This is a genomic window from Arcobacter ellisii (genome assembly GCF_003544915.1).
GTDB lineage: Bacteria > Campylobacterota > Campylobacteria > Campylobacterales > Arcobacteraceae > Aliarcobacter > Aliarcobacter ellisii.
Map to the genome: position 1 here is coordinate 1,876,615 of NZ_CP032097.1, position 22,252 is coordinate 1,898,866.

Below are 22,252 nucleotides of genomic sequence, written 5' to 3' on the forward strand. Positions count from 1 at the left end.
TATTTGGGAAAAAAGGACAAAAAGTATCTATTTTTCATAAATACGATAATATTTTCCTTTAATTTTTGATTTTGATAATTCTTTTAAAACGAAATCAATTTTTTCTTTATTTATTGCAACATAAGAACAAAAATCTAAAATATCAATTTTTCCAATATCATCTTTTTGTAAACCAATTCCAGCAGTTAAAGCACCTAAAATATCACCTGCTCTAAGTTTATGTTTTTTCCCACCATTTATAAAAATTGTTCTAAAATTTGAATCTATTTTATAAGATAAATCATCTTCTATATTTGAAATATCGTCATCTTTGATATTAGCAAAATTATCTTTAATTAATTCAACCCTATCTAACTCATTTGTTGTATATAAAGAGATAGCAAGTCCACCTTTTCCAGCACGTGCTGTTCTTCCAATTCTGTGAGTATGAATTTTTTCATCTAATGATAAATCATAGTTTATAACCAAATCCACATCATCAATATGAAGTCCTCTTGAAGCAACATCTGTTGCTATCAAAATTGGGTAAGATTTGTTTGAAAATAAAACTATTGTTTCATCACGTTGTTTTTGCTCTAAATCCGAATGTAAAGTTAAAACATCTAATCCCATATCGTATAAATCATCTGCTAATTTATCGCAAGTTATTTTCATATTACAAAAAATCAAAATTGATTTTGCTTTATTAGAAGAGATAAGTGCTGGAATAATTGAAGCTTTATCTTCTTCTAAAACTTCATAAAAAGTCTGATTAATTATAGTTTTTTCTTCATTTTCTATTTTTACTAAAGAAGGATTTTTTAAAATATTTGTTGCTAAATCTTCAATATTTTTTTCATAAGTTGCAGAAAAAAGAAGAGTTTGTCGCTCTTTTGGCAAAGTTTCAATTATTTCCATAATATCATCATAAAATCCCATATCAAGCATTTTATCAGCTTCATCTAAAACTAAAGTATTAATTCCAGATAAAACAATATTCTCTTCTTTTATATGTTTTAAAACACGTCCAGGTGTTCCAACAATTATATGAGCTCCATGAAATAAAGATACAACTTGAGGTTTAAAAGGAACTCCTCCACATAAAGTCAATACTTTTACATTATGAATATGACGAGATAATTTTCTTAAATTTTCAGCTATTTGATTTGCTAACTCTCTTGTTGGTGCTAAAATCAAAGATTGGATTTTAAAATCTTTTACATTTAGTTTATTTACTATTGGAATAGAAAAAGCCACTGTTTTACCAGAACCTGTTTTCGCTTGGGCAATTAAATCTTTGTTTTCCAAACTCAAAGGTAAACTTTTTTCTTGAATTGGAGTCATTTTTATAAATTCTAAAGAGTCTAAATTTTTTAAAAACTCTTTAGATAAATTTAATTTTGAAAAATTATTCATATTACTTCTCTATTTTTTTAAAAACATAAGATAATAATAAAAACATAACTAAAACAATAGCTAATCCAACATATTTAAAATCATCACCTAAACTAAGGATATATTCTCCAGCTGTAAAACTTAAATATCCAACTATACAAGCCCATAAAACTGTTGCAAATGCATTTAAAATAGAGAACTTTATACTTGAATATTTTGTAAGTCCCATAGCAAGTGGAATTAAAGTTTTTATTCCATAAATATATTTTTGAATAAACACAACAAAAGAACCATATTTTCTCATCATAATATGAGCAAGTGCAATTTTTCTTCCATATTTTTTCATCATATCTTTTGCATAATTTTTATTTTTTCTAGCTAAAAAAAACAAAAACTGGTCACCTAAAAAATTTGAAACACCAGCAACTAAAATAGAGATATAAATATTCAAATCTCCACTATAAGATAAAACTCCTGCAAAAATAAGTCCTACATAACCTCCACCAAAAGAGTATAAAAATAGAGCTATATAACCCCAATCTTGAATAAATTGTTCCATTAACTAAATCCTAATTCCAAAAAAATCTAAAGCTTCAATCACATCATCATCTTCAATATCTATTATTTCATCTTCGATATTCTTTTTTGCTTTTTCTATAATAAACTCTTTTACTTTTGTTCTAACTTCTTCTATATCATCAACTATAACAAAACCACTAAATTGAATCTCATTGTCATAACAAAGTAAAGTTCCAGAACAATTCTCTTCAATAAACTCACTTAACTCTCTATAATTTATCTCTAAATCACTTGCATGCCAACCATAATTTTCTAAAGTTTTATCTTCAAAAATTTCAACTCCATCACTTTGATGGTCAAAATAAAGCATATTTTCTTTGTTCATATCTATAATATTTTGCCAATTTACAACAGGTTTTATTTTGCAAGATGTACCCAAAATTGTTGCTTTATAATCAGCAAAAAGTTTTGATGCAATTGCTTTTGCATCTAAAAGAGTAGATATATCTGAAAGATTTTCATTTTTAAATACTACAGCTTTCTTTTTCGTCTCATCACTATTTTTGTATATATTTCCATCAACATCTATTATAATTTTAGATTTTGAAGCTAATAAATTTAAAATTTGAGTTATATCAATAGTTAGTTCTAAATCTTTTATATTTATTTTTCTCATTTTTTCATTTTCCAATAATAAAATTTATTGGATTCTATCGTAAAGTTAATTAAATATAGAGTTACAGAATTATTACAAAAATTGTATAGAAATTAAATATTTTTTTTATATTTCTTAAAGTTAGTTGATATATAATGAAGCAGTTTATTCACCGAAAATGGGGCGTTAATTGATAATTAGAAATATTATAAATTCTTTTTTTAGAACTTCTAAAATTAAAACTCTATTTTTAGTTGATATTCTATATATGAAAGATTTAAACGCCATTTACAACTTTGATAATGGTGATTTCATAATAAAACAACTTAATTCAATTTTAAACAACAAAACAAAAAATCTAATAAAAAAAACTCTTAATAGAGATATTTACATAAAAATCAAAAATACCCACGCAGATGTTTTTGAAATTATGTTATTTGATGATTTATCTGTAGATGAAATTATTTCTATAAAAAATCTAATTTATGAAAATATTGTCTCAAAAAATTTTAAACTTTTAGATAAAAATTTATTAATCAATATTGATGTAACAATTGGTTGTTCAAAAAGTTCAGAAAAGCAGATAAAATCATATGCTGAGAAAGCTTTACATGAAGCAAAATTAAACTATTTACATTATATGTATTTTGATTCTTTTTTATATAAAAATGAATTTATAAATAAAGATTTATTAGAAATTTTAAATCATAATATTAATAATAATTTAGTTGAGCCCTACTTTCAAGCAATTATGGATAATCAATCAAATCAAATTGTAAAATATGAAGCTTTAATGAGAATTTTTGATAAAGATGGAAATATGTTGATGCCAAATGTTTTTATTCATAAGGCAAAAAAATCAAGACTTTATCAAAAATTAATGGAAATACTTTTTGATAAAATTATAATCTACATTCAAAAATATAAAATACATATTAGTATAAATTTAGATTATACAGATATTTTAAATCCACAAATTAAAAAAACCATTATCTCAAAAATAAAAGTAAATAATGTTGGTTCTCATATAACTTTTGAAGTTTTAGAGAGTGAAAAAGTATCAAATTTTGAGTTAGTAAATGATTTTATAAAAGAAGTTAGAACTTATGGTGCAAAGATAGCTATTGACGATTTTGGTACAGGTTTTTCAAACTATGAAAATATCTTAAATTTAGATATTGATTATATAAAAATTGATGGTTCTTTGATAAAAAAAATAGATGAAGCGATATATTTGAACTTGATAAAAAGTATTGTTTTATTTTCAAAACAACAAAATATAAAAATTGTTGCAGAGTTTGTTAGTGATTTAAAAACTTTACGTTATGTAAAAAATATTGGAATAGATTTCTCACAAGGTTATCATATAGGAAAACCTACGTACATAGAAGAACTTTTAGGAGTTATAAATGAAAAAAGAACTTGAGCAGATAACAAATTTAACTATAAACGAGTTATTAAATAAAGAGATTATTTTACCCTCTTTATATTTTGAAAAATTTAATTATCATGCAAAAAAAATGGAAATAGATTTAGAAGATGAACAATTCCAAAAAGAAGTTGAACAAATATTAGTTGAAGATTATAAAAATATTGAAAAATATATGAGTCTTATAGTTTCAAGTGTTAATGAATTACAGCAAGAAACAAAAAATGCTTCAGAAGCAATACTAAATAATGACAGTATTGCTTTAACTGATATTCACAAAAAAATGATTAGCCTTGAAAATGAAATACAACTTCTAAATGATGAATTATTTATTGATGAATTAACAAAAACTTACAATAAGAAATGGATTTATCATAAATTTTTAGATGAAAATACCAATTTTAAAGAAGAAGGTATTTGTACTTTAGTTGATATTGAAGATTTTGATTATATTCAAAAAGAGTATGGAGAATTACTTGCTAAAAATCTTTTAATTTTTATAATAAATTTTATTTCTCAAAAATTAAGAGATGAACATTATAATTTCCATATTGCAAGATATTTTAATAACAAATTTTTTATTTTTGTTTTAGAAAAAGAGAAAAGCCAAATAATCAACTTTTTATTAAATCTTGAACAAATGCTTTTAAATACAACACTTAAAAGCCATGCAGGATTATATATAAAAGCTAGTTATAAATTCAAAACTGAACCTTTTAAAGTAAAAGACAAATCAAAATCTGTTTTTGATAAATTACTTAACTAACGAAAGAGTAAAACTCTTTTGTTTTTTTAACTGCCTCTTCATAAGAAATCTCTTGAAATCTAATTTTTGTATTTGCTTTTGCTTGAGATAATTTAAAACAATCAATACCTAAAACAACTCCAATTTTTGGATAACCACCAATTGTTTGTCTATCTTTTAATAAAACTATTGGTTGTCCATCTTTTGGTATTTGAATACTTCCAAAAGCAATTGCTTCTGAGATAATTCCATTTATTTCACACTTTATAGCTTCACCACTAAGTTTTACAGCCATTCTATTAAAATCATTTGTTACTAAATAAGTTAAAGTTAAAAATCTCTTTTTTTCTTCATCTAAAAAGTAGTTTTCTTGATAAGAAAATATAACTCTTAAAGTCAAATTATCTTCATATTTTGGAATAAACTCTTCTTTTAATTTCATTGTATAGTTAAAAGTACAACTATTAAAAGGCAAAATATCACCTTTTTTTAGCTTATTTCCATCAAGTCCACCAAGATTTTCTTTTATAGTTACACTATTACTTCCAAACTCTTTTTTTATATCAAAACCACCAAAAACTGCCAAATAAATCCTATTTCCACTTAGGATTTTTCCTATTTTTATGATGTCATTTTTTTTGATATTGTAACTTTGCCAAAGCTCTTTTTTTTCATCATTTATAAAAAATTCACAATCAGCACCTGTGATTGAGATTTGAGTATTTTCATTTGCTTTGAAAATCACATTTGAAAAAGCTATCTCTAAAATATTTGTGTCAAAAGAGTTTTTCAAAAGTTTATTTGCCCAAAAATAGGCATATTCATCCATCACACCAGAATTTGTAACTCCAATATGTGAATATCCAAATCTTCCCCTATCTTGAATTGTTACAAAAAGAGGATTATTTATGACTTCTAAACTCATAAAACTCCCCCTTGGACTAAAAACTCTTCTTTTGAAATAGGATTAAATTTTACTTTATCTCCCACATTTAGTGGAGATAAATTTTCTAACTTTTTATCAAAAAGTTCAAAAGTTGTTTTTCCTATGATATTCCAACCACCTGGGCTTTGTTGTGGATAAATGGCTGTTTGAAAATCTGCTATTGCAACACTTCCTTTTGGAACAATTTTTCTAGGAGTTGAAAGTCTTGGAAATGCAATTTTTTCATCAACTTTCGCTAAATATGCAAAACCTGGTAAAAAACCTATTGCATAAACATCATAAAGTTTATTTGTGTGGATTTTGATAATCTCTTCTATACTCAAAGTTGTTTTTGAACTCAGATATTCTAAATCAAATCCAACTTCTGTTCCATAATAAACATCTATTTCTACAATCTTTTCTTCAAAATTTTCATCAATTTGCAAATTTATATTTTGTTTGATTAAATCTTTTAAAGTTTCAAAATCATATTTAAAAATATCAAAGGTTATAAAAATAGAAGTATAAGAAGGAATGATTTCTATAATTCCTTCTAAATTTAATTTTTTTATACAAAAATAAGCTTTTTTTATCTCAAGTGCAATTTTTTCATCTATAAAATCTCCAAAATAGATAATAAATGAATCAACACTTACAATTTTAAAATCCATTAATACAAGGCTTTTTTAAGTAGTTTTATAAATTCAAGAGCTTTTTCATTATCACCATGAACACATACTGAATCAGTTTTTAAAAATAGTTTTTGTCCATTTACACTATATAAATAACCTCTATCTTTTAAATTTTTTATTCTATTTACAACTTCTAATTCATCATGAATTACAGCATTTTCATTCATTCTAGAAACCAAACTTCCATCATCATTATAGTTTCTATCTGCAAATACTTCATATATCAAATTTATAGAATATAATTTTGATATATGTTCATAAGCTTCATTTTTTGGACCAGATAAAATCATCAATTTTATATTTTTATCAAAAGATGCAATTGCATTTAAAACTGCTTTGAAAATATTTTCATCTCTCATCATATCGTTGTAAAGTGCGCCATGAGGTTTTACATAAGAAACTGCCGTTCCTTGAGCTCTACAAAATGCACTTAAAGCTCCTAATTGATATAAGATTATTGATTTTATCTCTTCAAGAGAACAAAGCATACTTCTTCTTCCAAAACCTACTAAATCTTGATATGAAGGATGTGCACCTATTGTAACATTATATTTTTTTGCCAATTGTACTGATCTGTTCATAGTAACTGAATCACTTGCATGAAAACCACAAGCTAAATTTGCCATATCAATAAATGGCATAATCTCCTCATCATTTCCCATTTTCCAAATACCAAAACTCTCACCCATATCACAATTTAATCTCATTTTCATAATTTGCCTTTAATATTGATACATATGATATTTTTTATTTTCAGCTGCTTTTCTCTCTTCAATTTTTCCATAAACTTCAAGAGCTTTTTGTTTTAAATCTTCATCAATGTTTTTTGTCAAATACTCTTTTACTATGGTGTCTAAAACTAAAATATAAACTATACAATTCAATTTTAAAGAGTCTTGATTTTTCATCAACTTATCTAAATCAATTGCATAAACAGCTTCACTAAAAGTAAAAAACAATCTTTGTTTTATATCTTCTAATCGATATGAATAACCAAGAATTGTAAGAAAATTCTCTTCAAATTCTATATCAAATTTCTCTTCTTTTACTCTATTTGCAAACAAAGAAATTTTCTCATTATATTTTGTTGCAATTTCATCTGCTTCTACTATTTTATTTTTAAAAGAATGAATAAAATCACAAATTTCATTTATAAGTTCTATCTTTAATCCTTTTTCACAATTATTACATCAACTCTATTATATAATGAAATCTATAAAATACAAAAATTTTAGGATATCTCATGAAAAAATCAATCATTGCTTCAACGCTTATTTTAAGCACAACTTTTGTATTTGCTTTAGATTTAGGTTCTATTGCAAAAGGTGTTTTAGATACAGCTACAACAACTAATCAAACAAAATCAACAACACAAACTTCTTCAAATCTAAGTGATTCTACAGTTTCTAGTGGATTAAAAGAAGCATTAAAAACTGGTGTAAAATATGCAACTACACAATTAGGTGCAACAAATGGTTACCTAAATAATTCTGCAGTTAAAATTCCTCTTCCAGATAATTTAGCAAAAGCAGAAACATTAATTAGGTCAGTTGGTGGAGATAAAATGGCTGATGATTTAATAAATTCAATGAATAGTGCAGCTTCAAAAGCAGCTCCTAAAACAGCTGAAATCTTCATAGATGCTATTGATAAAATGACAGTAACAGATGCTCAAAAAATCTTAACTGGTGGTAACAATGCAGCAACTGAATATTTTAAATCAAATACAAGTGCTTCACTAAAAAAGGCAATTACTCCAATAATTCAAGAAACAATGAAAGAAAATCAAGTAGCAAGTTATTATGACACTGCAAATAATCTTTATAAATCAAATACAAAAGGATTAACTCAAAATAGTCAAGTTATGGGATTAGCTAAAAATTTTGGAGTTGATTCTTATCTTCCTGGAAATTCAGATGAAAGTCTTGATGAATTTGTAACAAATAAGGCAATTGAAGGATTATTTACAATGATTGCACAAAAAGAAGCAGCAATTAGACAAAATCCAGTTGAGCAAACATCTTCACTTTTAAAACAGGTATTTGGGAAATAGACTAAGAGATTTTCTCTTAGTTTGAAATATTAAAGTAGCTATTCATAGCATTGTTTTTTACTAAACTAACATTGATATCTAAAGTTACATCTTCATTTTTTTCAAATTTATATTCATAATCTTTTTTAAAATTTTTTAATAAATTTTCATAAAGTTCAGATTTTTTATCCACTATAAAAATATCTTTTGTCACTTCATATATGTATATGATATTTAAGATATAACTATCATCGATTTTGTATGTCAAAAACTCATAGTGATTAAACTCAAATTTTTCTAATAATTCCATGTTTTTAGCTTCAATTTTATCTTTTAATAAAGAGATAAAATATCCTAAAGCTTGCCCATTCCAAGCCACATCAGCATCAGTATGTATATACTCGACATAAATACTATCTGCACACAATGTATAAGCTTCAAAAATATAAGAATCATATCTTGTTTTTGTTTCTACATTTGTAATTGGGAATTTAAAAAAAGTGTCAGTATCCACTTTGAATTTTAATTCATTTTCTTCAAGACTAAAATATGGACGGGATAATATTGTGATTGTTTTGAAAAGTGATTTTAAAGCATCTTTTACCATACCCATTTTGGTTACCTTTTATTTAATCTTAAGAAATGTACTTTAACATAATAATTTTTTTTATTCAAGGATAGTAGTAAGAAATTGTGAAGAAAATATATATTTATTTTAATTATTTGCAAATTTCTCTAAATTTTCTCCTTCTAATCGGTAACCAATCCATTCTGTTTTTGCAACTGCACCAAAACTTTCATAAAATTCACGTGATGGAGTATTCCAATCTAAACATGACCACTCAAATCTTCCACAATCTTCTTGAAGTGCTTTTTGGGCTAAGTATTTTAAAAGAGCTTTTCCAGCACCTCTTTTTCTTTTTGATTCTCTAACATATAAATCTTCAAGATAAATACCTTTTTTCCCTAACCATGTTGAGTAATTGTAAAAATAAACTGCAAAACCAATAGCTACGCCCTCTTCTTCACAAATCAAAGCTTTTGCTGTTGCATTTAGCGAAAAAAGTGATTTTTCAATCTCTTCCACTGTTGTTTTTACTTCATTTGGTGCTTTTTCATAAATGGCTAGTTCCATTATAAAATTGAAGATTGTTTGGGAGTCTTTAGGTGTTGCTTCTCTAATTTTTAGGGGCATTTTTGTCCTTTTGATTTTTTATTTAAGCTAAGTTAATACTACTAAATAAAAACTAATAATAAACTAGTTTGATGAAAATATAGAAGGGGAAAGCTAACTATTTGCAACGCCAAAGATGCGTGCAAATAGTTCTTTTATTTTATAAAGCTTTAGCAGTAATTCTTGATAATCTTTGAGCGAAAGCTACAGTATCTGTGATTTCCATACCTTCACTTAATTTTGCTTGGTCTAATAAAATCCAAGAAACATCTTCGATTGTTGATTCATCTGCACAACCGTTTAATTTTTTTACGATTTCATGGTCAGGGTTAATTTCTAAGATTGGAGCTGATTCTGGGATAGCTTGTCCCATTGCTCTAAACATATGAGCCATTGCTGCCATTTGTGCATCAGCTGCATCTTTTACAACGCACGATGGAGACTCTGAAAGTCTATTTGTAACTTTTACATCTTTAACTGCATCACCTAATTTATCTTTGATTTTTTTAGTAATGTCTTGGAATTTTTCCTCAACTTCTTTTTTCTCTTCTTCAGTTTGTTCAACTTTTGGAGGCTCACAAGCTGTAATATCTTTAAATTCCCACTCTTTATATGCACCAATTGCAGGAGTGATGATTTCATCGATTTCTTTATCATCTAAGATTAAAACTTCAATGTCATTTTTCTTATATGACTCTATTAGTGGAGAATTTCTTAATACTTTTTCATTTTCTCCAACGATATAATAAATAGCTTTTTGCTCAGTATTAGCTCTTTCTTTATATGCTTCTAACGAAGTCATTTTTCCAAGTTCAGTTTTTGTTGATTTATATCTTAAAAGCTCTAAAATAGCCTCTTTATTTGTAAAGTCTTGATATACACCCTCTTTTAAAGGTCTAATATATTGAGCTACAAACTCAGCGTATTTTTCTTCATCTTTTGACAATTTTTTGATTTCAGCAAGGATTTTTTTAACACTTCCTTGTTTGATATTTGCAAGAATTCTATTTTCTTGTAAAATCTCTCTACTTACATTTAAAGGTAAATCTTCAGAGTCAATAATTCCTCTTACAAATCTTAAATAAGTTGGTAATAACTCTTTTTCATCATCTGTGATAAATACTCTTTTAACATAAAGTTTAACACCACTTTGGAAATCTGCCCTATACATATCCATTGGTGCAGTTTTTGGAATATAAAATAGTGTTGTATATTCGTTTACACCCTCTGTTTTTGTGTGAATTGTAAGCATTGGGTCTGAACTATCATGAGAAATTGATTTATAAAAATCATTATAATCTTGCTCTTTTAATTTTGCTTTTGGTTGCATCCATAAAGCTGTTGCTTCATTGATTTTTTCGTGTTTTCTCTCAGTTGTTTTTGCTGATTCTTTTCCTGCTTTTTTATCTTCTTCACTTAAAGTTTCAGTTACTTCTTCACTATAATTTAAGAAAATTGGATAAGCAATATGATTTGAATATTTTCCAACAATATTTTTGATTCTATATTTAGATGCAAATTCACTTACTTCATCATCTTTTAATTTGATATAAATAACTGTTCCATTTGACTCTTTAATAGCAGGAGTTAAATCAAACTCTCCAGTTCCAGTTGATGACCACTTATAAGCTTGTTCTTCACCAGCTTTTTTAGTAATTACATCAACATTTGAAGCTACCATAAATACTGAATAAAATCCAACCCCAAATTGACCGATTAAGTTTGAATCTTTTTTTGCATCACCAGTTAAATTTTCAACAAATGATTTTGTTCCTGATTTTGCGATTGTTCCAATTGAAGCTATTAAATCAGCTTCATTCATCCCAATACCATTATCTGAAATTGTTAAAGATTTATCAGCTTCATCAAAAGAGATATTAATCTCACCTTTCCAATCTGCAAATTTATCTTTTAGATTTTCATCTGTTAATCTTAAATAGTTTAATTTATCAATAGCATCACTTGCATTTGATACAAGTTCTCTTATAAAAATCTCTTTATTTGAGTATAAAGAGTGTGTCATTAAATGTAATAATTGTCCTACTTCTGTTTGAAATTGATGTTTTGCCATCTTATAATTTCTCCTATAATTTATTTAATTTTAGAAGATAATTTTATCGCAACTTTATAAAAGTTAGCTAAAGTTTTTATTAAAATTAGCACTTTTTATAATTGAGTGCTAATTTAACTAAAAAAAAGTTCAAACTAGATAAACTCAACTTTTTAAAATACGAGGATTAAAAATGACAAAAGAAGAATTTTTAAATGACTTACAAAAAATATATGATTTTTTAAATGACCAAAAAACAAAAACAAATGAATTAATAAAATTTTTAGAAAATGAAGAGTTTGATAAACTAACTCTTATTGATGATTTTGCAAAATCTTTAAATCTTGAAATGAATAGTGATTTAAGATTTGCACTTGTTACAAGACTTGTGAATTTAAGAGATGATAGTTTAGTTCAAGTATTAAAAAAGCTTGAAAAAAATGAGAAAGAAATCATTTCTTTACAAGAAAAAGCTTATCAATTTGTAAAAGAGTATTGGCATGACAAACATACAAAATTTATTGATTTTATAGTTGAGAACAAACTTTTAACACCTTTTTATAGGGAAGTATTTATTGGAGTTTATAACGTAGGACTTCAAATGTCATCTTGGCAAACTTCTTGGACAGCTCATATTATAAATGGAATAAATAAAGAGTTAGTTGCCAAATTTGAAGGTGATGAAGCAAAAATTATGAAATATCTTGAAGATGAAAAACTTTTTGATTTAGGACATGGAGGAATTACTGCTGATAGATGTTATTCTGCTTTAGTTAAAGATGGTGACAAATACAAATCTTTAGCATATATAAAAGCTTTCAAAAAAGAGACAACAGAAGTTGTGGATGCACTTGAAGAGTTTGCAGATAAACTAATCGAACTTGAAGATGAAATCTATAACCAAAAATGGGATTATGTTTTATATATTCAAGCACTTATAAAAGCATTTAGTGAAGATAGAACAAATGAATTAGTTTCAAAATGGGCAGATGTAGATAGAGCTTGGATGAAAATAAAAACTCCAATTCAAATCGGACATCCACTTGAATACTATGAAGACCATTTTAGAAAAGCTGTTGCACTTGAATGGGATATTAGACTTACAAATCCAAAATTTGCTCAAAATGACCATAGAGTAAATAAAATAAAATCAGCTTTTGCAAAAATATTTTCAAGTTTTGAAGCAAATGAAAGCTACAAAAAAATCTATGATTTTTCTTTTAAATCCCTTGATAAAGTTCAACTTTATGTGGGACGACCAGCACTATTTTTTGGTGCAGAATTAAATGGACTATTTTCAGCTCAAGTTGTACCAAATGATGAAGTTGTATCTTTAGAAGAAGGTAAAAAAATCTTTGCATTTTCTGATGAGATTTTACAAACAAGCAGGGCTAAACCATTTTTAAAACTAAGCCGTGAAATCTTCGGTCAAGAGTTACTTACGCGAGATAGAATGTTCTTATTTAATGAAACAGCTTCTTGGCATCAAGTTTATGATATTAGCACTGTGGGACATGAATATGGACATATTTTGTGGTGTGATGATGAAACAGAATCAGTTATGAATAAAACTGGAAACTTCAAAAATATCGAAGAGTTCAAAGCAACAACTGGAGGTTTAATCTCATATTTACTCGATGTTGATACAGATGAACTACACCTAAAAGAACAAGTTTTAATTGACCTTGTAAAAAGAAGTGTTGGGCTTATTGGTTGGATGGAAGTTGATGAAGTTCAACCTTATTATTGTGAAGGATTAATTCATTTAAGTGGGCTTTTTGAAAGTGGTGTTTTAGCTTGGGATAATGAAAATAAAAAACTAAATATAGATATAAGTGATAAAAAATTTGAAGCCTTAAAAGCTTGGTATATCACAAACTACACAGCTTTAGCAAAACACTATTTAGACAAACTTGATGCAACACAGTTTTTAAATAACTATGCAACAAAAACTGAAAAATATTTTATGCCAAATGATGAAACTATAAACTCATTTGTAAAATATTACTTCAAAAGATACCAAGAAATTGGACAAGAATTAGACACAGTTGATAAAAAAAGTAACTATATAAAATAAGAGATTTTCTCTTATTTTATAGTTTGTAAAATTTCACTAGCTTTATCAAAATCAAAATTATTTATACTACTCATCAATCTATCAAGTTTTTCACTATGAAGAGTTTTTGATAACTCATTTTTTAACTCATTTGCTTTTATAATTGCATCTGAATCAAGTTCATCTAAAAGATATTGAAGTTCATCTATTAGTTTAGATACTTTTTCTTCATCTATTTCCAAATTATCCAAACTCTCATTTTCTTTTTCTAATCCAAAAATATTTAGTTGTTCTTTTATTTTTTCAATTAACTCTTGTAACTCTTCATTTAGAATTTGAATTAAAAGGAAACTATTATTATCAAAACCTTTCTCTTTTAGATGGTATTCAAGCTCTTTTGCCTTAGTAAATAAACTATTTGCTCCAATATTTCCACAAAGACCTTTTAAAGTGTGTGCTTCTCTTATAGCTGTTTCTAAATCTTCATCTACAATTCTAGTTTTAAAATCCTCTTGAGATTTAACAAATCTTTCTAATTGAGTTAAAAAGAGTTTTTTATTTCCAGCCATTCGTGCTAGTGCTTCGTTTATATCAATGCCTTCTATTTTTAAGTTATCGATATTTATATCTTCAACTTCAATTTTTTCTGTAACTTTTTGGATTGGATTTTTCAGTTTAACCCATTTTCCTAAAGTTTCATAAAACTTATTAAAATCCAAAGGTTTAGAGATATAATCATTCATTCCAACACTAATACATTTTTCTTTATCACCTTGCATTGCATTTGCTGTCATAGCAATAATTGGTAAATTTGCGAATTTTTCTATCTCTCTTATATGTTTTGTAGCTTCATAACCATCCATAATTGGCATTTGACAATCCATTAAAACAGCATCAAACTCTTCATTTTCATTTAAAATATCAACAGCTTCTTTTCCATTGTTTGCAATAACTATATTTATATTTGCTTTATTTAAAAACTCTGTTGCTATCTCTTGATTTTGAAGATTGTCTTCAACTAAAAGAATTTTTGCTCCACTAACTAAAGCTTTTATCTCATTAAAATTGATATCATGTCTAAACTCTTTAGAACTTTTAACTATCTCTTTTCCAAAAGATTTAAGGATAGTATCATATAGAGTTGATGGACTAATTGGTTTTTCAAGGAAACCTAAAATTTTTACCTCTTTTGCTTTTTCAATAAGTTCATCCCTATCATAAGCTGTAACCATTATAAAAGCTGGAATCTCTTTTATCTCTTCATTGATTTTAATTATTGTTTCAATCCCATCTAAATCTGGCATTTTCCAATCCATTAAAACTAAATTATATGGTTCATTTTTTGAATATGCCTCTTTTAATTCAATAACAGACTCTTTTCCACAACATAAAGCTTTTACTTCAAATTTTAGTGATTTAATAATATTTTCAAGTATTTCCCTTGAAGAAGCATTATCATCTACAATTAGAACTTTTAGATTATTGATATCATTTTCCATTAAATCTAAATTTTTTTGTTTCTCTTGTAAATCAAATTTTAAAATAAAATAAAAATCACTTCCAACACCAACTGTACTCTCTAAACCAACACTTCCGCCCATTAGTTCAACAATCTGTTTTGAAATTGCAAGACCTAAACCTGTTCCTCCATATTTTCTTGTTGTTGAGTTATCAGCTTGAGAAAATGAATTAAATAATTTTGCCTTTTGTTCATCAGAAATTCCAATACCTGAATCTTTTACATCAAATCTTATTTCAACTTCATTTTCATTTTTTGATAGTTGTTTAATACTTAATATAACTTCACCTTTTGAAGTAAATTTAATAGCATTACTTAAAAGATTTGTTAGCACTTGATTTAGTCTTAAAGCATCTCCTTTTAAGGCAAGTGGCAAAGTTGTATCAATATCAAATAGAAGTTCTAAACCTTTTTCTTGAGTTTGAAATGTAAATAGACTTGAAATATTTGACAAAATGTCATCAAGTGAAAAATCAATTTTTTCAAAATGCATTTTCCCTGCTTCAATTTTTGAAAAGTCTAAAATATCATTTATAATTCCTAAAAGATTTTTAGAAGCTCTATCAATTTTTTGAATATAATTTTTTTGTTGTTCATCTAAATTAGTTTGTAATGCAAGATATGCCATTCCAATTATTGCATTCATTGGAGTTCTAATTTCATGGCTCATATTTGCCAAAAATTCGCTTTTTGATTTTGTTGATTCTTCTGCTAACTCTTTTGCTTTTTTGATATCTTCTAAAGCTTTTTTCTCTAAAGTAATATCATCAATAATAGCAACTGTTCCTTTGTCCAAATCCATAAAATCAATTGCTTGCATACTAATTCTTGCCCAAAAAGAAATTCCATTTCTTCTTACAAATTTTTGTTCCCAAGTTACAACTTTATGCTCTTTTAAAATTTCATACTCTTCTTTTACACTATCATAATCTTCATCATTTAAGAAAAAGATTCTAGTTGATTGATTTAAAAGTTCATCATATTCATAACCAAAAATATTACAAATTTTGTCATTTAATTCATTTATTATTCTATTTTTTAATAAAACTATCCCAATACTTGCTGTATCAAAAATAGCTTTTTGTTTTTGGTTCATTTCATATAATTCAGCAGTTCTCTCTTTTATAATATTCTCAAGATTTGCACTTAATTTTTCCAATTCAACTTGAGCTGTAACATCATGTCTTATAGATAAATAACCTATTACATTTCCATCATTATCTTTTTCTTGTTCGATAATACTATCAACCCAATAGTAACCACCATCTTTAGTTTTATTTTTTATTCTACCTTTCCATGTTTTACCATCTATAATTGTTTGCCACATCTCTTTATATATTTGTGGATCATTATCTGGATGTTTTCCAATTCTATGATTTTTCCCAAGCATAAACTCTCTACTATTTCCACTAATTTTACAAAAAGCATCACTCACATAAGTAATATTTCCTTCTAAATCAGTTCTTGAAGCAATTACATTTTCATCAAAAAATTTCAATAATTTAGATAATTCATAGGTCTTTTTACTAACTTGTCTTTTAAGTTGATAATTCCATAACAACAAAATTATAATCATAGATAAAATGATAATTAGAATCTTAAAAATAAAATCCCAGTTTAAATCACTCTCTTTTGTAACCTTCTCCCAATTTTTTATAACTTCATTAAATTCTGTGTTATTGTGATAAATTAAAACTTTTTCTATAATCTTTGAAAGAATTTCATAATCTTTTCTAATAGAAAAACCAAGTTGCATATAGTCATCAGTTTTTCCAATAATCTCTATATTTGATAAGCCTTGATTTATATTATATGTAGCAACAGGTAAAGAACAAAGTGCAAAATCATAGATTCCTAAAGAAACACCATTTAAAGCTACTTGAGCATTTTCAACTTCAATATAATTCATATTTGGAAATTTTTTATAAATCTCTTTTAAATAAAAATAATCTTTGATTACAGCAATTTTTTTATCTTTTAATTGAGAAATAGAAATAATAAAATCTTGATTTTTATCCCTTTTCCCAACTACAACAACAGGACTTTCTATATCCATTGGAACTGTAATATGAGTATCACTAAAATCTTCAACTCCAACATAATTTGAAAACATATCAACTTTATTTGTTTTTGCAAAATCTAAAGTCTCTCTCCAAGAGTTAGTTTTTAAAATCTCAATTTTTATCCCAAGATTCTCCTCTATAAAATCCAAATGATTTGCAACTATTCCTATATAATTTCCATTAAAATCAAAAGATTCAAAAGGCATATAATTTGGATCACCAGCATATTTTATAACAGGATGTTCCTTTAACCATAACTCTTCCTCTTTTGTTAAAAAAACAAGCTTTTCACTCTTTTTTAAAATAGAAGGAAGTGTTCCTTCCCATCTAGTTTTTATAGTTTCAATTTCCTCTTTTGTAAAAGAGGCTATGGCTTTATTTATAATTGAGTTTAATAAAGGCTCTTTATTTGTTGTTCCATAATTTGAACCTGTTAAATCATCAGAATTAAAAACTTTTGAAATTTTTATTTTATCTTCAAGATTATTCTCTTTTATACCAAAATTTAAAGCTGCTGTATAATCTGCAATTGCATCAACTTGTCCATTTTTTAAAGTATTTAAAAGTTCTTTTATTCCACCTTCAATTTCAATAATTTTTGCATTTTTAACTCTTTGTTCTATAAACTCTTTTACAAAACTATCTTTAAAAAGTGCTATCTTTTTTCCAGAAAAATTGTTTTCATTGAACTCTTTTAAATTATTATTTGTAACTATTGCAATTGATGAAATATAATAAGAATTTGAAAAAAGTAAGTCTTTTTTTCGCTCAGGCGTTGGAGTAGCAGGGAAGATACCATCATATTTATGTTTTCTAGCATCATCTAAAGCTTCACTCCAAACTTTATATTCAAGTTCAATTGGAATTCTAAGTCTTGATTGTAAAAGATTAAAAAAATCTATTTCTAAACCATTTATATTATTGTTATTATCTATAAATAGATATGGAGCCCAACTATCATTTGAAGTTACTAATTTAAGTTTTCCTTTTTGTGTTAAATAATTTTTTTCTTCTTTAGTCAAACCAATATCAATAATTTTTTCTTTTGTCCATTTTGAATAGATTTTATTTATCTCTTCAATGGGAACTTCATCCATAGCCTTTTGTAAAATAGATGCTAACAATGGATATTGTTTTGAAATACCAATTGTAAGAAGTGTTGGTTTTCTTGTTATATCAATATTATCAACTTTTAAATTAGTTAAAAGTTCATTTCTTATTTTATAATCAACAACTGCCCTATTTCCAATATAAGCATCTGCAATTCCCCTTGAAACTGCATCTAAAGCAAAAGTTGTATTTTCAAAAGTTTTTATTTTTATATTAGGAAAGTTTTTTTCTAAATCAATGATTGTTCCAACACCTTTTTCAAGAGCAACAACTTTTTCGTTTAAATCAACTAAAGATAAAAATGGCTGTTGTTGAGACCTTGAAACTATCACATGGGGAATTTGTAAATAGGCTTTTGTAAATAAAAAAAACTCTTCTCTCTCTTTTTTTGGAGTTATATCAAAAATGGCATTTAACTCTCCAGCTTTTGTTTTTTCATAAATTTCATTCCAATGTGAAGAGACAATTTGTAGTTTATTATCTAATTTTTTATTTAAGATTTCTACGATTGAAGCCCCAATTCCTGAAGGCTGATTTTTATAATCAACAAAATTGATAGGTTCCCAATTGTCCATTGCGCCAACTGTTATAACCTTTTGATTATCAAGCCAAGTTTTTTCCTCTTTTGTTAATGAGTCTTTGAAACTTGCAATTAAAAAAAGAGGAAAGATTAGTAGTAAAAAAAGAGCTTTTTTCATTTTATTCCTCGTTATGTTTGTCGTTAAAACTTTCTGCTATATTTTCAAACTCATCTTTTATCTCTAAAAATGCATCTATCATATCAGGGTCAAAATGAGTTCCTCTACCCTCTTTCATTATTTTTATTGTTACATCTAAATCAAAACTCTCTTTATAAACTCTTCTACTAATCAAGGCATCATAAACATCAGCAACTGTCATAAGTCTTGCACTAATTGGTATTTCATCACCTTTTAGTCCTAAAGGATAACCTGAACCATCATACTTTTCCTGATGAGAATAAGCTATCTCTTTTGCAGTTTTTAAAAAATCAACCTCAAATCCTAGTTGATTTTCAGCATGTTCAATCGCCTCTTTTCCTAAAGTTGTGTGAGTTTTCATAATCTCAAACTCTTCAGGAGTTAGTTTTCCAGGTTTTAATAAAATATGATCAGGAATTCCAATTTTTCCAATATCATGTAAAGGAGCTGATTTATATAAAGTGTTAATCATATCATCCGTTAAATACTCTTTGAATTTTGGATGATTTTGTAGTTTTAAAGCAAGAACTTTTACATAATTTCTTGTTCTTCTAATATGATTTCCCGTTTCATTATCTCTTGTTTCAGCCAACGACGCCATTGCAAAAATAGTAACATCTTGAATTGCAACTATCTCTTGAGTTCTTTTTTGAATCTCTTTTTCTAAAAAATCATTATGGTCTTTTAAAAAATCTGCTGCTGCTTTATTTTCAAGTTGTGTTTTAACACGAGCCAATAAAATTGGAGGAGAAATAGGTTTTGTAATATAATCACTAGCTCCTAATTCTAATCCCATTTTTTCATCTTCTACAGAACTTTTTGCAGTTAAAAATACAATTGGAATACTACTTAATTGGGGATTTTCTTTTATCTTTTTTAAAACATCATAACCACTTAACACGGGCATCATAATATCAAGAAGGATTAAATCAGGAGGGATATTTGTTTCAAAAAGATATTTTAAAGCTTTTTCACCACTATTTGCCACTTTAACACTATATAAATCTTTTAATAAATTTGATACTAAAAAAAGATTATCAGGGGTATCATCTACAACTAAAATTGTCTGTTTATGACTTTTTTTTTCTTGCATGAAAAACCTTAATATTTAAGCTTTATTTCTTAAATGATAGCAGAATTCCTCATAAAATCTATACAAAAAATTATTTTATTTAGTAAAAATAATTTGATTTGTTTCTATACAGTAAGCACTTAATTTTCCATAACCTTTATCTGCATAACAACACCCAGTATCTACATCTATAAAATGTTTTGTTAAATCTACCTCTTTTTGAATAGTGTGTCCAAAAATATTAAAAATTGGAACATCAATTTTTGGTTCTTTTCTATTCCATAAAGCATACTCTTCTATAGTTTCTTGTTTTTTTACATCATCTTTTAAATACCAAACATCAGCCATAGAAGCGTGAGAAATCACTATTGGTTTATCATTTTTTTTAAACTCCAATTCTATAAATAGAGGTAAAGTTTTTAACCACTTCACATCATCTAAAAGTCTTTGGAATTTTTCTTTATCTTCAAGGCAAACCAATTTTCCATCACTTTTATCTACTTCTATAACTTTATAAGAAAGAAGTGTCTGTTTTCCACCGTTGTGTATCCATCGGTGATAATAAATCATACAAGGAAGATTTGGATATGTTTTTTCAAACTCATCAACATACTCAATCATCATTTTTTCATGATTTCCAAGAACACATAAAAAATTATTGTTTTTTACAAACTCCACAACCTCTTTTGATTTTCTTCCCCTATCAACTAAATCACCAACAAAAATAAGTTTAGACTCTTTTGGAAGTTTTTCTACTAATCTTCTTAGACAATCAAACTCTCCATGAACATCACCAATTACATAAGTCATATAAAAATCCTTATTTCAACTTATTATAAATATTTTGAACCAAATAAATATCTCTTATTAAAATAGATAATTTGTTTTTTATAGTTTCTAAATCCTCTTTTTCAAAAAATCCTAAAGAGATTTTTGTTCCATCTTTTTGAAATAGAATTATTTCATTTCCTAAAATCTCAATATTTTGTAGATTCTCTTGATAAAAAACCGTTACTTCATCACTTTTTAAATTTACAAATCTAGCGTGAGAAAATTTTATATTTACATCAGGTTTTAAATCCCAAAAATCAAAGGCATAAACAACACCTTTTTCATATTTTTTCAAAATATAATTTAACTCTACTTTTGTTTTATATAAATGAAAATATGCGAGTAAAGCAAATCTATAAGCATCTATATTCAAATCTTTTGTTTTATTTTTATCTCTTTTATCAAGTTCATTAAAAATAGCTATTAAATAACTCTCTTCTTCCGTAAAAGCACTTATTTTATAAATATCTTTCAAAAGATTAAATAATTCGATTTCACTTAGATTTTGTAAATCTTTATTTAACAAAGATTTATATTTTTCTTCTTTTTCTTTTGCTTTTTTTTCTTCAATATATTTTTTATACTCATTTTTATAAAACTCAATATCTTCACTTAACCAATAAATATCTTTTGAATTATTAAAAAACCACAGAGGTTTAAAAATAAAATCTTGTAAAGTTATCTCTTTATAAAGTGTTGGAGAAATATTTTCTAAAATATCCAAAAAATTCTCTTCATCTTTTAAATTATCAAAAATATCTGAAATATAAAAACTTGAATAAAGAGTTAAAATATATTTATTTGTTTCTTCATTTTTTTGAACTAAAAAATATTTTCCATCTTTTTTATATAAAGAGTAAAATTCATCATAAACTCCAATATCTTTTACAAGATTTTCATTATCTAAATTTAAAGCAATTGCTTTTTTTGTATCAAATCTATATTTAAAACTATCATCAAATAATCCTATTTTAAAAGATAAAAAATTTACAATAATATTTAAACAAATTAAAGAACAAACAATCAAAATAGATTTTTTAACATAAGCAAAATAGATTTTATTATCCAACTCTTTTTGTTTTATTAGTTTCTCTTTTTCCTCTTGACTTAGTTCCTTTTTTTTCTTTGGAAAAATAAATATCCAAAAATAACTAACTGTTGAAAAAATCAATAAAAAAAAGACAAAACCTTCCAAAGAAATAGGATTTAATCCTAAACTTCTTTGTAAAACAGTAGCAATCCCACCAGAAACTAAAATTCTTAAAAAATTATTGTTTAACAATTTTG

The 22,252-nt window shown here is 26.0% G+C and carries 18 protein-coding genes; 4 read left to right on the forward strand and 14 right to left on the reverse strand.

The window, feature by feature from the left end; genetic code table 11:
- Positions 1 to 27: 27 nt before the first annotated feature.
- The 3 genes from dbpA to AELL_RS09580 are packed head-to-tail and all read right to left on the reverse strand — an operon-like array spanning position 28 to position 2,569.
- A complete protein-coding gene (gene dbpA, locus AELL_RS09570) occupies positions 28 to 1,395 on the reverse strand; it encodes an ATP-dependent RNA helicase DbpA (RefSeq protein ID WP_118917744.1) in 1,368 nt (455 codons plus the stop codon).
- A 1-nt stretch (position 1,396) separates the two neighbouring features.
- Positions 1,397 to 1,933: a DedA family protein gene (locus tag AELL_RS09575; RefSeq protein WP_118917745.1), complete on the reverse strand. Its 537-nt coding sequence runs from the start codon at positions 1,931 to 1,933 to the stop codon at positions 1,397 to 1,399.
- 3 nt (positions 1,934 to 1,936) lie between these two features.
- Complete coding sequence (locus AELL_RS09580) at positions 1,937 to 2,569, reverse strand: hypothetical protein (protein ID WP_118917746.1); 633 nt, start codon at positions 2,567 to 2,569, stop codon at positions 1,937 to 1,939.
- 169 nt (positions 2,570 to 2,738) lie between these two features.
- Here AELL_RS09580 and AELL_RS09585 point away from each other — a divergent pair, with 169 nt between their 5' ends.
- Together AELL_RS09585 and AELL_RS09590 are read left to right on the forward strand one after the other, a co-directional pair.
- Complete coding sequence (locus AELL_RS09585) at positions 2,739 to 3,974, forward strand: EAL domain-containing protein (RefSeq protein ID WP_118917747.1); 1,236 nt, start codon at positions 2,739 to 2,741, stop codon at positions 3,972 to 3,974.
- A complete protein-coding gene (locus tag AELL_RS09590) occupies positions 3,958 to 4,743 on the forward strand; it encodes a diguanylate cyclase domain-containing protein (protein ID WP_118917748.1) in 786 nt (261 codons plus the stop codon). The genes AELL_RS09585 and AELL_RS09590 overlap by 17 nt, the downstream gene beginning before the upstream one ends.
- Here AELL_RS09590 and AELL_RS09595 read toward each other — a convergent pair.
- Genes AELL_RS09595 through AELL_RS09610 form a run of 4 tightly spaced genes read right to left on the reverse strand, consistent with a single transcriptional unit; the run spans position 4,736 to position 7,403 of the window.
- Entirely contained in the window at positions 4,736 to 5,647 is a 912-nt protein-coding gene (locus AELL_RS09595) for a 5-oxoprolinase subunit C family protein (protein WP_118917749.1), read from the reverse strand. The genes AELL_RS09590 and AELL_RS09595 overlap by 8 nt on opposite strands.
- Entirely contained in the window at positions 5,644 to 6,318 is a 675-nt protein-coding gene (gene pxpB, locus AELL_RS09600) for a 5-oxoprolinase subunit PxpB (RefSeq protein ID WP_118917750.1), read from the reverse strand. The genes AELL_RS09595 and pxpB overlap by 4 nt, the downstream gene beginning before the upstream one ends.
- Entirely contained in the window at positions 6,318 to 7,055 is a 738-nt protein-coding gene (locus tag AELL_RS09605; protein WP_226806037.1) for a 5-oxoprolinase subunit PxpA, read from the reverse strand. The genes pxpB and AELL_RS09605 overlap by 1 nt, the downstream gene beginning before the upstream one ends.
- A gap of 6 nt (positions 7,056 to 7,061) precedes the next feature.
- Positions 7,062 to 7,403 carry a hypothetical protein gene (locus AELL_RS09610; RefSeq protein ID WP_118917752.1) on the reverse strand — a complete coding sequence of 114 codons (342 nt, stop codon included), beginning with the start codon at positions 7,401 to 7,403 and terminating at the stop codon, positions 7,062 to 7,064.
- Positions 7,404 to 7,582: 179 nt separating this feature from the next.
- On the opposite strand from AELL_RS09610, the gene AELL_RS09615 reads away from it, so the two are divergent.
- Positions 7,583 to 8,392 (forward strand): DUF4197 domain-containing protein, encoded by an 810-nt coding sequence (locus AELL_RS09615; protein ID WP_118917753.1) that lies wholly within the window; start codon positions 7,583 to 7,585, stop codon positions 8,390 to 8,392.
- A 16-nt stretch (positions 8,393 to 8,408) separates the two neighbouring features.
- Here the strand turns inward: AELL_RS09615 and AELL_RS09620 are convergent, their stop codons facing one another.
- The 3 genes from AELL_RS09620 to htpG all read right to left on the reverse strand — a co-directional run bounded on the left by AELL_RS09620 (position 8,409) and on the right by htpG (position 11,616).
- Entirely contained in the window at positions 8,409 to 8,984 is a 576-nt protein-coding gene (locus tag AELL_RS09620; RefSeq protein ID WP_118917754.1) for a hypothetical protein, read from the reverse strand.
- Between the two features lie 102 nt (positions 8,985 to 9,086).
- Complete coding sequence (locus tag AELL_RS09625) at positions 9,087 to 9,566, reverse strand: GNAT family N-acetyltransferase (RefSeq protein WP_118917755.1); 480 nt, start codon at positions 9,564 to 9,566, stop codon at positions 9,087 to 9,089.
- Between the two features lie 139 nt (positions 9,567 to 9,705).
- A complete protein-coding gene (htpG, locus tag AELL_RS09630) occupies positions 9,706 to 11,616 on the reverse strand; it encodes a molecular chaperone HtpG (protein WP_118917756.1) in 1,911 nt (636 codons plus the stop codon).
- Positions 11,617 to 11,788: 172 nt separating this feature from the next.
- Between htpG and ciaB the strand changes: the two genes are divergently transcribed.
- Positions 11,789 to 13,672, forward strand: coding sequence for an invasion protein CiaB (gene ciaB, locus AELL_RS09635; protein ID WP_118917757.1), 1,884 nt, complete (start codon positions 11,789 to 11,791; stop codon positions 13,670 to 13,672).
- Positions 13,673 to 13,683: 11 nt separating this feature from the next.
- Here the strand turns inward: ciaB and AELL_RS09640 are convergent, their stop codons facing one another.
- The 4 genes from AELL_RS09640 to AELL_RS09655 all read right to left on the reverse strand — a co-directional run bounded on the left by AELL_RS09640 (position 13,684) and on the right by AELL_RS09655 (position 22,247).
- Positions 13,684 to 19,041 carry a response regulator gene (locus AELL_RS09640; RefSeq protein WP_118917758.1) on the reverse strand — a complete coding sequence of 1,786 codons (5,358 nt, stop codon included), beginning with the start codon at positions 19,039 to 19,041 and terminating at the stop codon, positions 13,684 to 13,686.
- A gap of 1 nt (position 19,042) precedes the next feature.
- On the reverse strand, positions 19,043 to 20,155 hold the full coding sequence (locus AELL_RS09645) for an HD-GYP domain-containing protein (protein ID WP_118917759.1): 1,113 nt from the start codon (positions 20,153 to 20,155) through the stop codon (positions 19,043 to 19,045).
- A 75-nt stretch (positions 20,156 to 20,230) separates the two neighbouring features.
- A complete protein-coding gene (locus AELL_RS09650) occupies positions 20,231 to 20,944 on the reverse strand; it encodes a metallophosphoesterase (protein WP_118917760.1) in 714 nt (237 codons plus the stop codon).
- A gap of 10 nt (positions 20,945 to 20,954) precedes the next feature.
- A complete protein-coding gene (locus AELL_RS09655; protein WP_118917761.1) occupies positions 20,955 to 22,247 on the reverse strand; it encodes a hypothetical protein in 1,293 nt (430 codons plus the stop codon).
- Between the last annotated feature and the right edge of the window lie 5 nt (positions 22,248 to 22,252).